At 61.2% G+C, this 13,415-nt stretch carries 10 protein-coding genes; 8 read left to right on the top strand and 2 right to left on the bottom strand.

Annotated features, from left to right (window positions below; genetic code table 11):
• Positions 1 to 62: 62 nt before the first annotated feature.
• The 7 genes from IGS55_RS06980 to IGS55_RS06950 all read left to right on the top strand — a co-directional run bounded on the left by IGS55_RS06980 (position 63) and on the right by IGS55_RS06950 (position 9,565).
• Entirely contained in the window at positions 63 to 1,058 is a 996-nt protein-coding gene (locus IGS55_RS06980) for an extracellular catalytic domain type 1 short-chain-length polyhydroxyalkanoate depolymerase (RefSeq protein ID WP_230515636.1), read from the top strand.
• Between the two features lie 211 nt (positions 1,059 to 1,269).
• Entirely contained in the window at positions 1,270 to 4,065 is a 2,796-nt protein-coding gene (locus tag IGS55_RS06975; protein ID WP_230515635.1) for a type VI secretion system Vgr family protein, read from the top strand.
• 18 nt (positions 4,066 to 4,083) lie between these two features.
• A complete protein-coding gene (locus tag IGS55_RS06970; protein WP_230515634.1) occupies positions 4,084 to 6,354 on the top strand; it encodes a T6SS effector phospholipase Tle3 domain-containing protein in 2,271 nt (756 codons plus the stop codon).
• Between the two features lie 80 nt (positions 6,355 to 6,434).
• Positions 6,435 to 8,054, top strand: coding sequence for a type VI lipase adapter Tla3 domain-containing protein (locus IGS55_RS06965; RefSeq protein WP_230515633.1), 1,620 nt, complete (start codon positions 6,435 to 6,437; stop codon positions 8,052 to 8,054).
• Positions 8,055 to 8,067: 13 nt separating this feature from the next.
• Positions 8,068 to 8,334, top strand: a complete 267-nt coding sequence (locus IGS55_RS06960) for a PAAR domain-containing protein (RefSeq protein WP_230515632.1) — start codon at positions 8,068 to 8,070, stop codon at positions 8,332 to 8,334.
• A gap of 112 nt (positions 8,335 to 8,446) precedes the next feature.
• The gene (locus IGS55_RS06955) at positions 8,447 to 9,091 is read left to right on the top strand and encodes a hypothetical protein (protein WP_230515631.1); all 645 of its coding nucleotides are present in this window, start codon (positions 8,447 to 8,449) and stop codon (positions 9,089 to 9,091) included.
• 39 nt (positions 9,092 to 9,130) lie between these two features.
• Positions 9,131 to 9,565: a DUF695 domain-containing protein gene (locus tag IGS55_RS06950; RefSeq protein WP_099410510.1), complete on the top strand. Its 435-nt coding sequence runs from the start codon at positions 9,131 to 9,133 to the stop codon at positions 9,563 to 9,565.
• On the opposite strand, the gene bla is transcribed toward IGS55_RS06950, so the two are convergent.
• Complete coding sequence (bla, locus tag IGS55_RS06945; protein ID WP_230515630.1) at positions 9,566 to 10,459, bottom strand: class A beta-lactamase; 894 nt, start codon at positions 10,457 to 10,459, stop codon at positions 9,566 to 9,568. It lies immediately after the preceding gene.
• Between the two features lie 13 nt (positions 10,460 to 10,472).
• Positions 10,473 to 13,127 carry a hybrid sensor histidine kinase/response regulator gene (locus tag IGS55_RS06940; protein WP_230515629.1) on the bottom strand — a complete coding sequence of 885 codons (2,655 nt, stop codon included), beginning with the start codon at positions 13,125 to 13,127 and terminating at the stop codon, positions 10,473 to 10,475.
• On the opposite strand from IGS55_RS06940, the gene IGS55_RS06935 reads away from it, so the two are divergent.
• Positions 13,126 to 13,335: a hypothetical protein gene (locus tag IGS55_RS06935; protein WP_230515628.1), complete on the top strand. Its 210-nt coding sequence runs from the start codon at positions 13,126 to 13,128 to the stop codon at positions 13,333 to 13,335. The two genes, IGS55_RS06940 and IGS55_RS06935, sit on opposite strands and share 2 nt — an antisense overlap.
• Positions 13,336 to 13,415: the final 80 nt, after the last annotated feature.

Genomic DNA, 13,415 nt, shown 5'->3' with positions numbered 1-13,415 from the left:
GGCGGGCGTCAAGCCGGTTTGTTGTCGCTGTTTTCGTCGTGAATAATAATCAGGAGACTGGCATGGCACATCTGAATCATCAACTGCGTCACTTGTTATCTGTACTCATCGCCGCCTGCGGCTTGCTGGCCGCGCTGCCGGCTGCCGCCGGACAGTGGGACTTCGGCCTGTACGCGAGTCTGTGGGGCTCGCGCGAATACCAGGTCTGGCTGCCGAGCAATTACAATCCGAACACGCCGCTGCCCGTGGTGCTGATGCTGCACGGCTGCGGTTCGGAACCGAACAGCATGGCCGCCGTCAGCCGCTACAACCAGCTGGCCGACAGTGAAAACTTCATCGTCGTCTACCCGCGCCAGAACGTCACGGCCAACCCCATGCGCTGCTGGAATTTCATGTTGCCCTTGAACCAGGAGCGGGGCACGGGCGAGCCGGCCGTGCTGATGGGCATCTTGAACAAGGTCAAGAATAACTACGCGGTGCAGGACAGCCGCGTGTATGTGACGGGCATCTCGGCCGGCGGCGCCATGGCCTCCATCATGGCCGCCTGTTATTCCGACGTGTTCGCCGCCGTGATGGTGCATTCGGGCGGCATGTACAAGGGCGCCACCGGCCTGGTCACGGCCGCCGACTCGCTGTTCAACGGCAGCTCGTTCGACCCGAAAGTGCGGGGCAAGGATGCCTGGCGCTGCTCCGGGTCGCCGCGCAGGCTGATGCCGACGATGGTGTTCCACGGCACGTCCGACATCGTCGTCAACCCCGTCAACGGCGAGCAAACCATCGAGCAATTCCTGCAGACCAGCGATGTCGGCGACGATGGCCTCGACAATGACAGCGTGCGCTACCGTGCCGACAGCATCGTGCGCCAGACGGTGCCGTACGGCCGCAGCTATTCCATCGACACGTATCTGCACAACGGCGCCGTCATCGCGCAAAAGTACACGGTCGAGGGCATGAACCACGCGTGGAGCGGCGGCCCTCCCGGCTGGCCCTTCAGCGATGAACTGGGTCCGGACGCCACCGTGATCAGCTGGAATTTCTTCAAGAATTACCAGCGCTGATGGCGTGAGGAATGCAGCTTGGAGCATGGGGCGTTGCGATGGCGCTCCATTGTGCTGCTCAAGGCCCGCCCTGCTGGCCAAGCGGAAAAGGTTGATGGAAGTATTGGGCACCTTGGCGGATTCTTACTAAATATCAAGTATTTCCCTGTCATCCCATGGCATTGTCGGTTCTCCAGCTTGACTAGAGGCAAGTGTGAACGAGGAGAACGCCATGGACGGTGACGAGTTGATATCGGGTGCCCAGCGTCCCTTGCGCCTGCGCCTGGGTGTTTCGCCCAAGGTGCCCGCAGGTGTGCTGATACCGCAGCGCATTGCCGGCAGAGAGGCGATATGTGGCGGCCTCGAATACCGCGTGCTGTGTGTCTCGACGCATGCCGACTTGCCGCTCAGTAGTTTGATAGCCTTGCCCGTCGCTATCGATATCGTCACCGACCAGGGTCAGCTACGCAGCATCTGCGGCCTCGTTACGCAAGCGAGCGCCGGCGACAGCGATGGCGGGCTGTCCAGCTACCAGCTGGTGCTGACGGACGCGTTCGCCATCATGGAAAAACGCTGTAATACGCGTGTCTTCCGGCGCCTGACGGATATCGAGATCGTCAAGACCCTGCTGGATGAGTGGATACGCAGCAATACCGTGCTGGCGCATGCCTTCCAGTATGCGTTTGCCGATTTCTTCGAGGCGCACACGTACCCGCAGCGCGAATTTGTCATGCAGCACAATGAGTCCGATGCAGCCTTCGTGCGGCGCCTGCTCAAACGCAGCGGCGTTGCCTGGTTTTTTCGTGCGGCGGACAGTACGGATGCCCATGCGGAACCGGCACATACCCTGGTGCTGTTTAACCATGCCGATTGCTTGCGGAAAAACATGGCGGATACCGTGCGCTATCACGCGGACCGGGCGACGGAACAGCGCGATACCCTGACGTCGTGGAACGAAGTCCGCAAGTTGCAGGCCGGCAAGGTGACACGCCATAGCTGGAATGAGGAACATCCACGCGCGCGGCCGTTCATGACTGCCGACGCCATGGGGCGGGGCCGGCAAGGCATGCATGGCAATGCCGTTGCCGCCAGCCTCGATGACTACCGCGTGCTGCCGCCACGTGCGGGGAGCGATCATGATGCATTGTGTCAGCTGGGCATGCTGGCCATGCAGCAGCATGACTACGAAAGCCATTGCTTTCATGCCGAGGGCAGCGTGCGCGACCTGTGTCCGGGCGAATACTTTAGCCTGGCCGAACATCCCGATATCGACGCACTTCCGCCGGCCGAGCGCGATTTTGTCGTGACGGCGCTGCAGGTGGCGGCGCAGAATAATTTACCCCGGGAACTGGCCGCCAGGGTAGCGCGTTTGTTCGCGCGCAATCGCTGGCTGGCCGATGATGCATCGCTGCCGCAGCGCGAACTGGCGACGGCGGTGGACGACGGCCCCTTGCGCATGCATATCGAATTGAGCGCTGTGCGGCGCGGCGTGGCTATCGTTCCGGCCTACGACACGCGCATCGACCTGCCGCCAGTTACCATGCAAAGCGCCGTGGTGGTGGGGCCGGCGAATGAGGAAGTCCATTGCGATGCGATGGGCCGGGTCAAGGTGCGCTTTCCCGCTACGCGCACGCTGGATCACCAGCATGCAGGCGGCACGGGCGCCTCCGACACGGATGCCGATTCGGCCTGGGTGCGCGTTGCATCGACATGGGCGGGCAATGGTCCCGGTAGCGCGCAGCAGTGCGGTTACCTGGGCTTGCCCCGCGTGGGCAGCGAAGTCTTGCTGGCCTTCCTCGGTGGCGACCCGGACCGGCCCATTATCGTGGGACAGCTGTACAACCATAGCGCGCAGCCGGTTGCCTTGAGCAAGGCTGGCGACTTGCCGGGCAACCGTTATTTGTCCGGTATCAAGAGCCGCGAGATCAAGGGCTCGCGTGGCAACCAGTTGCGCTTTGACGATGTGCACGGGCAAATCAATGCCCAGCTTGCCAGCGATCATGCTTCCACCCAGCTTAACCTGGGCTGGCTGACGCAGGACCGGCGTAACGGCCAAGGTGTGGCACGCGGCGAGGGCGCCGAGCTGCGCACCGATGAGCAATTGGCCATGCGGGCGGGCAAGGGCATGCTGATCTCTGCGTGGAAGCGCTTGAACGGCGAGGGCAGTCACATGGCGCGCAGCGAATATCTGGGGCTGATGGAAAACTGTCTGGAATTGTTTCGCTCGCTGAGCAGGTATGCGGCCACGCATCAGGCGCTGGAGAACGCGGACGAGGCGCAGCAGGAGTTGCAGCAAAGCTTGAAAGGCTGGGAAGGCGGCAGCAATACGCAGCCCCGTGCCGAACTGGGCGGTGCGGCGGCGATCACCGTGACGGCCCCCGCCGGCATCAGCTTTGCCAGCTCGAAAGCCATCGTCAGCTATGCCGTCAGCAATATCGATACGGTGGCGCAGCAGCACCTGCAAGCGGTGGCGGGCCAGCGTTACAGCGTGAACGCGGGCAAGGGCATTTCCCTGTTCGCCCATGCGGACGGCATCCGCGCCATCGCCCACCATGGAAAGTTCCTGCTGCAAAGCCAGCATGACGACATGGAAATCAATGCGGGAAAAAACCTGAAGCTGACGGCCAGCGAGGGCAAGCTGACGGGCATGGCTGACGAGATCGTGCTCATCTCCAAGCACGGCGCTTTCATCCGCATCGCCGATGGCATCACCTTTGGCAGCAAGTCGCCACTGAACTTCAATGCGCCCAACTTCGTCTTCAATGACCCGCAAAGCATGGACGTGCAGTTGCCAAGCTTTGCCGAGGGCAAGGCCGATCAGCAATTCATTTTTCAATACGAGGGCGACGACAGTCCCGTCGATGGCGTGCCGCCAGCTCCCCAGCTGGCGCCGCAAGCCCAGTTTGCCGTGAAGCTGGGCGATGGCTCGTTGGCCGATGGCCGCAGCGACGGGAACGGCAAGACGGAGGTGCTGGAGCGCGCGGCGATGCACCTGGCCGCCATCGAAGTGTTCAACAACAAGGATTGATGACGCCAGGAGAGTGCGATGGGCAGCTATCCGAAAGTGCCGTACGTGGTGGGCGAAGACGTGACGCTCCTGCATTGCGAACGCACCGTCTGCAAGAAGGTGAAAATACGCCGCAACTTGCCGGGCAATATCATCGTTATTCACGGCGTCAACGATGTGGGCGTCAGCTACAAGGCGGTGGAAGATGGACTGTGCGAGGGATTGAAGCAAAGGCTGGGCCGCGGCTTTACGCCAGCTTCTTACCGCATGCCTGTGGCGGCGGACAAGGATAGGCTGGAAGATGATCCCGATGCCGTGTTCTTCAAGCGTACGATTGCCAAGGATACCAACAGTCCGGTGATTCCATTTTACTGGGGCTACCGTGAAGTGGGAGTGAAATGCAAAACGATCAATGGCCAGTTTGTTGACCGCTACGGCAACCGCCTCGACAAGGATCTGTCCAAGGAAGGCGGTCCGTTCGGCAACGCCACCAGCAGTTTGCCCGACATGTGGCGTCCGGGTATCTATGCGCCTGGCGATCCCATGGGGGATGCCTTGCGGCCACTGAAGACGGCACCCGGGCGCATGTATATGGTGCTGGCGGCGCAGCGCCTGGCCGCACTGATTTCCATGATCCGCGATTACGACGCCGAGGACACCGTCAGCATCGTTGCGCACAGCCAGGGCTGTCTGCTGTCGCTGCTGGCGCAAGCCATGCTGATGGAAAAGGGGCTGGCGCCGGCCGATAATTTGATACTCACGCATCCGCCATACAGCCTGGTGGACAGCCTGCCTCTGCTGATGCGAGGCGCGGCCTGGTTCGATGGCGGCGAGGATGCGGCGATGAAGCCTTATTACCATTTGCTCAGTGGTACGCAGACCATGGGCGCCCGCCTGAAGACTTTGGCGAATATCGTGGCCGGTGTGGCAAAGGGCAGTGGCCAGGCCTGCCAGCCGTCGTTTGCCGAACTGAAAAAGGATGAGCATCGCGGCATGGTTGGCAGCCGCTGGCAGAGCGGAGAGGACCGTGACAATCGGCGCAAGGTCTATCTGTATTTTTGTCCTGAAGATATGACGGTGGCGCTGGATAATATCCAGGGCATGGGGTGGGATGGCGTGCCGGATTATGCAATGGGAAGTGAACTCATGGAAGAAGAGGAGACGTCCAGCATTGATGGAAACAGCGTTTTTACTGGACATACCCGCATCGTGGAACGCGAGCAGGTACGCAATGCGCTGGCGGAACTGGGCGGCAGATTTTATCAGCGGATATTCAGCAACAAGACCAGGCTGGATCCGGCCACTGGAAAGACCACGGTGTCGTTGGTAGGCAAGCCGCCGCCTTTTGATTTTCCACTGCGTCTCAAGACAGAAAGCGAACAGGCACACGTCGATGTTTCATTACGAAAATACCGTGCGCAACACAAGGCGGTGGCCTGGCCTATCAATACGAGGTTGAGCAAGACGGAACAGCGTAACGGCATACGTACCATCACTGGCGAAACATTGAAACAGCCGGTGCCGGCCGATTTGCGCGGCACCTCGCAAATCGATTCGCCCAATATTCCCAAAACTTCCATGATGCGTAACCGTAAACCTGAAGATCAAGGACCTGTGGAAGAAGTCGATCCCTGCGATGCATCAGTAGCACTTACCAGTGGAAGCGGCCTGCACACAAGCGTCGAGGATCGCCCGGATCCGGCCGGCTATCGCCGCTTTCCGGAGCGCGATGAAGCCATACGCGGGGCCGAATTAGCCTTGATGACGGCTGCCTATAACAAGGAAAAGAAACTCGATGGCAAAGGGCCGCTCGATCAACGCAACGTTATTGCCGCCACCCGCTACACGGACGGCAATGTCTTGGCAACCATCCAGGAAAGCCCGAATGAGGCACGCTTGCGCTGGCAGCGCGAAGTCAGCGCCAAGTCTTTCCACAGTTCGATTATCGGTAGCGCCAAAAATCACAGCCAGGTAACTGCATATGACGTGGCGATTGGCAGCGGCAAGGCTAGTTCGGACCCGCAGTTTTATGCGTATTTATGTGCGGTGGCGGATTGGCGGGTGAAGAACCTAAAGAGTAACGAAAAAGGGCGCAATGGAATACGGATAAAAGAAAAGTTCGTATTGGAGTTTGCGCCATATTTATCCGTCGAGCCTGCCTGGAGAAGTGCCGTGATCAATGGCACCATTAACTATTACAACACTGGAGTTTTGCCCGCAGGATTACCCTTGCTATCAGGGCCATTGTGGAAAATTGTAGTGTCACAAACAAAAAATACAAAAATAGTGACTGAAAAAAAAGCAAAATAAATGGATTGTCGTAGCCCCGTCGGTAATAATTTTCTTCCGACTATTGTTCCTTCGAAACTGCAGGCCGAAAGGTGATAATCATGATGACGCTTCGTTGGTTGGGAATATCAATAGTTGTTGTGATTTTATTTTTTGGTTTGTTATGGCTCAGTGCCTTATCGAAGAGCCAGGCGCGTGAAATTGCGTCACAGTTGCAGGCGCAACAGCCAAAGATACCTATGGAGCCAGAGCAAGAGTACGTGCTGGAAGTGATCGGATTGGGAGTGACGCTGGATAAATATCGTCAGGGCAAATTGTGGGAGGCCTTGCAAAAAGGAAGTGCTTACACCAGCATACGCGAACAAGATCCCAAGAAATACCCGTGGACGGGTGATGACAAGGACGGGGAAGGTGGCAGCAGGGCCTATGACGCGCTGGAAAATGGTGTCAATTTTACCCCGTTATACTGGGGGCTGCCATCGTTCTATGCAGGTACTCCCATCCTTGACCCGGCGGCACAACCGAGCTTAACTGAGCCGATGGCGGGACTCGTGGCTGGCGCTGGCACATCGGGAATGGCTTGGCACTTGTTTTCGATTGCTTCCTGGAAGCTGGATGAGCATCCTGACCAATTGCTGATTGATGTGTTTGATTTTTTCGATAGGCATCCTGATGTACCCTACATCGTTTTGCATTCCGAGGACAGTGTTGGCACGCGGGATGGCAACCGGAAGCCAGGCACTGCAAGGAAATTAGTGAACGGATATTTTATTCCTGATATGCCTGATGCCACGGCAGTATTTATCCTGGCACGGCGCGAACGTGTTGATTTTTTGCGGCCAGCGATATGGGACGATCCCGGAAATAACTTCGTACAAGAGCAATTCAGAGCGATGTATTATCAATTGATGGAATCTCTGGCGAAACCAGATAAGGAACTAGGAGCGGATTTTCCTCCCATACCTCGCCAACCCACCGTCGCCGAATGGCTCGCTGCTGCCGCCTCTTTCGCCCAGCGGCCCGACATCCGTGGCGTCGGCTTGCACACCTTCGATAAACTCAATCCCTGGGAAAATCGTCCGCCGCGCGACTGGAAGCCGACGCCGTGGTTTCCTATTCCGTGGAACCGGGAACAGATGGAAACCTTCGACCGCCTGCCTTCGTTTGGATTCGTGCACCGGCCCGTGTTCGTCAAGTTCGCGGATGAGGAAGGCAAGCCCGTGACGCGGCGCGATGCGCGTCAGAATATTTTTAACGCGGGCTGGCGGCAGGCGTTGCAGACCTTGCCGGAAGCCGAGCGCGGAAAGGGGCCTTCGCGCATCGTGGCCGGCACGGGAAACCAGCCGGAGCAGTTGCTGATGTTGGAAAGTATGCTGCATGACTACGCGGACCAGGGCGGCCCCGAAATCGACAGCGGCAAGAGCGCGCAGTTCATCAATACCGATCTTCGCCTGGGCAACACGGGCGCGGCCACGTGGTTCATGCAGATGGCCATCGGCGTGATGGGAAGCTATCGCGATGGAGGCGCCAGTGCGGCGATTAATTTACGCGACAGCAATGAGGCCAGCATCATTTTTATTACGCCACCATCGGATGCGAAACGCCAGCAGCAGGATGCCAATGGCGATATCTTTCGCAGCCGCGTCACGCCGGCCGTCGACCCGGCCAACTACGCGGCGCCATCGGTGGAAGCCATCCTGGAAAGCTCGGCGGGCAAGTAGAACGGGAGACAGCATGCGCAAAGTTATCCGCTTGGGCGACACTACGTCGCATGGCGGCAAGGTGCTCAGTTGTGCCGCCACGCACTTCACGGTCAATGGTGTTGCTGTCGCCTGCGTCGGGGACTTGTGCAGCTGCCCCATCAAGGGACATCAGGGCTGCAAGATTGCCAGCGGCTCGTCCCGGCATAGCATCAACGGCATCGCCATCGCTTTCGAAGGCGACACCACCACCTGCGGCGCCAGGCTGCTGGCTGGCGGCGTCAACTTCCGGACCTCCTGACGCCGCGTCCTCCCTGTATTTCCTGGTAACTATATAATCGGCGCTTGGGCGATACCCGCCCCTGAACGTCGATTGAAGGAATGCCATGCCAGGATACATGCCAGGATATTTCGTGCGCCCATTGGTGCTGTGTGTAGTGTCGGCTGTGTGCCTCTCTGCCAGTGCCGCCGAGGCGGTGGTGGATGCGCAGCAGCGCGCGTCCTTGCTGGAGTTTTATGCGCAGCAATATCCGGGCGAGCCGGCCACGCGTACCGTGTTCGAGAGCGTGCCCGTGGTCGGCGGTCACGGCAGCGAAGTGGTGGGCAGCGTGGAAACGCCGCCGTATCGCGGCCATGGCGCGCTGTGCCGTACGCAGCGCACCAAGTTCGTGCTGCACGGCGAGGGCAAGCAGGCGCGCTGGCAGGAGGCGGGCATGGAGTATTACGCCTGGCTCGACCGTGGCACCTGCCGCGCGGTGGCAGAACCCGTGCGCATGCTGCAACGGATTCCCGATGTGGAACTGGAAGGCGTGTTGCTGTACCAGAAGCCGCTGCTGGAGCGGGCGCGCTTGCTGATGGCTGGCAATACGGCATGCGCACCTTTGCGCGCGCTGAAATTCTCGCTGGCGGCCGTCGACGTGGGCGCCGCCGCGCCGCGCGCCGAAGAGCGCTATGCGCTGGTGTTCAAGAGCGACCGCGACAGCTACGCCCGCGTCTGGCTGCGCAAGAGCGGTGCCCAGTATGACGCGTGGAATGTGACTTGCCCGCCAGTGCTGTAAGCTGCGCCCCCTCGATTTATTTTTTTGACTGTTGCAACCATGAACGAAAATTCCACTTCCGCCCGCAGCTGGGGCACCATCGTCACGCATAGCGACGAGATGGCCATCATCTACCGCTATGTCGACACTTTCCATGACGACTGGGACCTGTCGTCGCAGCCGGACCGCATCATCATCGCCTGGCGTTATGAAGATGAAACGGGCATGCCCGCGCCGAACGAGCGCGAGCACATGGAAGAGCTGGAAGCGGCGCTGGCGCCCGTGGTGGAAGAAGAGGGCTTCGCCACGCTGGCTCTCGTGTCGACGGGCGAGAACTTGCGCGAGTGGATTTATTACACGCAGTCGGGCGAAGAGTTTTTCAATCGCCTCAATACGGCGCTGGCGCCGCGCCCGAAATTCCCGATTGAAATCCGCAGCGCGGCCGATCCCGCCTGGTCCACGTATGCAAGCTTCATGGCCGCCCTGCCGAAGTAATTACACCAACGCCGCCGTCACGATGCGCGTGGCGGCCGTGATGATGTCCTGATTCGTGTCCGCGTTTTTTTGTTCGCGCGTGTAGTACACGGCGATGAGCAGCGGCGCGCCGCTGGCCGGGTAGGCGACGCCGATGTCGTTGACGCTGCCGTAGGCGCCCGAGCCCGTTTTATCGGCCACTTGCCAGCCGGCCGGCACGCCGGCGCGGATGCGCTTGTCGCCCGTCGTGTTGCCGCGCATCCAGGTGTCCAGTTGCTGGCGCTGCGGCGCGGGTAAACTATTTCCCAACAACAATTGCTGCAAGCTGTGCGCCATCGACGCAGGGCTGGCCGTGTCGCGCACTTCGCCGGGGATGGCGCTGTTGAGTTCCGTTTCCCAGCGTTCCAGCTGGAAGACCGTATTGCCGATGCTGCGCGCAAACGCCGTCACGGCTTGCGGCCCGCCCAATAATGTCATCAAGAAATTGGCCGCGCTATTGTCGCTGTACTGCAAGGTGGCGGCGCACAGCTCGGCCACGCTCATGCCGTCGGCCAGATGCTTTTCCGTGATCGGCGAATACGTGACCAGTTCCTTTTTTTCGTAACGCACGTGCTGGTCCAGCAAGCCTGGCTGGCTGACGCTGCGGCCCAGCACGGCGCCTGCCAGCATGGCCTTGAAGGTGCTGGCCAGGGGAAAGCGTTCGTCGGCGCGGTAGGCAAGGCGCAGTTCGCTGCCCTGGCGCCAGGCGGCAACGCCGAGGCGTCCGCCGGCGGCCTGTTCCAGCGCGGCCAGTTGCGTGTGGGCGGTGGCGATGCTGGTGGCGGGTGCGGCGAACAGCACAGGTGCCGGGCACAGCAGGGTGGCGCCAGCGGCCAGCAGGAGGTGGCGGCGAACGTGGTTCGTGGATTCAGTCATGGTCTGTCAATGTTTATGGAGTGGAAAGGGTGGCCAGCAGTTCGCCGATGGCGAGCAGGTTGGCCGGTTTGGTCAGGTGGTGGTCGAAGCCGGCCGCGCTCGATTGGCTGCGGTCGTTTTCGGCGCCCCAGCCCGTCAATGCGACGAGCACGACGTTGGCGCCGGCCGGTATCCGGCGCAGCGCGCGCGCCACTTCGTAGCCGTTCATGCCGGGCAAGCCGATGTCGAGAAAGATGACGTCAGGCAGGAATTGCGGCGCCGCGGCCAGCGCCTGCGCGCCATCGTGGGCCACTTGCGTGGCATGGCCCATCATGTCGAGCACGGCGGCGAGGGTATCGGCCGCATCGACATTGTCGTCGACCACCAGCACGCGGAAACGGCGGGCACTGGCGCCGGGTGCAGGCGCGTCCGGTGTGGCGGGGGCTGTGGCTTCCTCGTTCAGCAGCGGCAGGCGCACGGTAAATGTGCTGCCCAGGCCGACACCGGGACTGGCCGCCGTGGCGCTACCGCCGTGCAACTCGGCCAGGCGCCGCACCAGCGACAGGCCGATGCCCAGTCCGCCCTGGGCGCGGCCCATGTTCTGTCCCACCTGGGTAAACATGTCGAAAACGGTGGCGATTGATTCGGCGGGGATGCCCACGCCGCTGTCCCTGACCTCGATCAAGACCTCGTTGCCATCGCGTACCGCGCGCAAGCTGATATGGCCGCCCGTGGGTGTGTACTTGGCGGCGTTGTTGAGCAAATTGCCCAGTACCTGGGCCAGCCGAGTGGGGTCGGCTTCGAGCGGCAGCGCCTGCTCGTCGAGCACCACCTGCAACTGGTGATGGCTCGCTTCGATTAGCGGCATGCTTGTTTCCACGGCGCTGGCGATGATGGTTTTCAAGTCCGCGCGCTCGAGCTTGAGTTCGATCTGGCCCCGCGTGATGCGCGCCACGTCCAGCAAGTCGTTGACCAGATGCACCATCTGATTGACTTGCCGTTCCATCACATCGCGCACGCGCGACACGGTGGCGGGCTTGTCGGCGGCCAGGCGCATGATCTGCAAGCCGTTGCGGATCGGTGCCAGCGGATTGCGCAGTTCGTGCGCCAGGGTGGCGAGGAATTCCGTCTTGCGCCGGTCCATCTCGGACAGGTTGTCGGCCAGCTGGCGCAGCTGTTGTTCCGAGCGCTTGCGCTCGCTGATGTCGCTGAACAGCACCGTCAGCAGGCGGCTGCCGGGGCCGCCCAGGCGCGCCGCGAAGACTTCGAACCAGCGCTCCATGGCCACGGCTTCGTTTTCGTAGCGCACGGGCTCGCCCGTCTTGACGACCTGGTCGTACAGGTCGAACCAGTGCTGGTCGTGGTCGGGCACGAAGCTGCGGATGGTCTTGCCGATGGCATTGTCGAGGCCCGATTGCTTGACGAAGGCGGCGTTGCCTTCCAGGTAGCGGAAGTCCACAGGGCGGCCTTGCTCGTCGTACAGCATTTCAATGACGCAAAAGGCCTGGTCCATCAGCTCGATCAGGGTGCGGTAGCGTTCCTCGCTGCGGCGCAGCGCATCTTCCACCTGTTTCTGGCGCGTGATGTCGAGCAGCACACCCGGCAATTGCAACGGTGTGCCATCGGGCGCGTATTCCGCGCGGGCCCGCGCGATGACCGAGCGGTACTGGCCATCGCCGGCCGCGACGCGGTAGCTGGCCTCGAACGGCGCGTGCGCCTGCAGCGCCTGGGCAAGCTGCGCGCTGACTTGCTCGCGGTCATCGGGATGGATGATGTCCAGGTAGCGCGCCAGCGGCGCCGCCGTGGTCGCATCGGCATGTACGGGGAACAAGCGCGCCATATTGCTGTCGGCCGTGACGCGGTCCGCGACGATGTCCCAGTTCCAGGTGGCCACTTCGCCGGCCGCCAGGGTCAGGCGCAGGGTTTCCTCGTTCTGCTTGCTGGCCGTCAGGTCGAGCGAGATGCCGGACAGGGCGATCACGTTGCCGGCGCCATCGCTGGCGCAGGTGCCGCGCATGTGCGCCCAGTGCAGCGCGCCATTGGGCCAGCGCACGCGGATGTCGATCTCGAAATCGCCGGCGCTGGCAATGGCTGCGTGCACCACCGCTTGCCATTGCTGCAGGTCGCCGTCGAGCATGGCGCCCGTCAGCTGCGCGTAATCGATGTGGCTGTCAGGAGGCAGGCCCAGATTGGCCTTGAACGCATCGGAGCCGGCCATGCTGCCGCTGCCCAGGTCGATTTCCCACGTGCCCATGCGGCCGCCCTGCATGGCCAGGCGCAGCCGCTGTTCCGTCTGCCGCTGCTGCGTCACGTCGCAATGCGAACCCAGCCATTCAAGAATGCTGCCGTCGGGCGCCAGCACGGGCAGCATGCGCACGAGCATATTGCGGTAGGCGCCGCTGACGTGGCGCAGCCGGTATTCCGCTTCGAACACGGTCGTCATGTGTGACGGCATAACGTAAGGCAAGTTGCGGTCGTCCGGGTGCAGCGCATGGAGCCAGCCGCGGCCCAGCAGTTCGGCTTCCGTCTGGCCCGTGAAGGCGCGCCAGGAAGGCTGGTCGGCATCGAACTGGCCGAAGGTTTTCGTGCTCCAGACGATGTCGCAATGGGCGCCCAGCAGCCTATGCGCGGCCTGGGCGGCGGCGGGGGAGGAAGGAATGTCGTGGCTGTGCTGGCTCGGTTCTGGCATGGATAAGGTCGGCAATGGTGCTGCGCGCCGCCGCTGCACTGGGATGGGGCAGCACGGCAAGCTCAAGTATGGCGATATTACAGTCAAATACCGGCCCGGGCCCGTCTTGCAGGCAGCATTTCGCCGCCTCGCCGCAATGGCGGTGCCAGGGCGGGAAAACGGGCAAAACAGCAAGCCACTGAGCGTATTGTGGCTGAATAACCACTAGTGAGGCTTTTATGTTGGTGAATAAATATTTTACATAACAATATTCTTGCAGCGCATAAGGCGCTTGAATTAAATTGGCGC

This window comes from Janthinobacterium sp. EB271-G4-3-2 (genome assembly GCF_020858035.1).
GTDB lineage: Bacteria > Pseudomonadota > Gammaproteobacteria > Burkholderiales > Burkholderiaceae_D > Janthinobacterium > Janthinobacterium aestuarii.
Note: the sequence above shows the minus strand (reverse complement) of the source record. Positions and strands in the feature narration are given on the sequence as shown.

Excerpts from the sequence above, each read along its gene's own strand:
- IGS55_RS06980 (WP_230515636.1), top strand. The coding sequence starts at position 63 with ATGGCACATCTGAATCATCAACTGCGTCACTTGTTATCTGTACTCATC.
- IGS55_RS06975 (WP_230515635.1), top strand. The coding sequence starts at position 1,270 with ATGGACGGTGACGAGTTGATATCGGGTGCCCAGCGTCCCTTGCGCCTG.
- IGS55_RS06970 (WP_230515634.1), top strand. The coding sequence starts at position 4,084 with ATGGGCAGCTATCCGAAAGTGCCGTACGTGGTGGGCGAAGACGTGACG.
- IGS55_RS06965 (WP_230515633.1), top strand. The coding sequence starts at position 6,435 with ATGATGACGCTTCGTTGGTTGGGAATATCAATAGTTGTTGTGATTTTA.
- IGS55_RS06960 (WP_230515632.1), top strand. The coding sequence starts at position 8,068 with ATGCGCAAAGTTATCCGCTTGGGCGACACTACGTCGCATGGCGGCAAG.
- IGS55_RS06950 (WP_099410510.1), top strand. The coding sequence starts at position 9,131 with ATGAACGAAAATTCCACTTCCGCCCGCAGCTGGGGCACCATCGTCACG.
- bla (WP_230515630.1), bottom strand. The coding sequence starts at position 10,459 with ATGACTGAATCCACGAACCACGTTCGCCGCCACCTCCTGCTGGCCGCT.
- IGS55_RS06935 (WP_230515628.1), top strand. The coding sequence starts at position 13,126 with ATGGATAAGGTCGGCAATGGTGCTGCGCGCCGCCGCTGCACTGGGATG.
- IGS55_RS06940 (WP_230515629.1), bottom strand. The coding sequence starts at position 13,127 with ATGCCAGAACCGAGCCAGCACAGCCACGACATTCCTTCCTCCCCCGCC.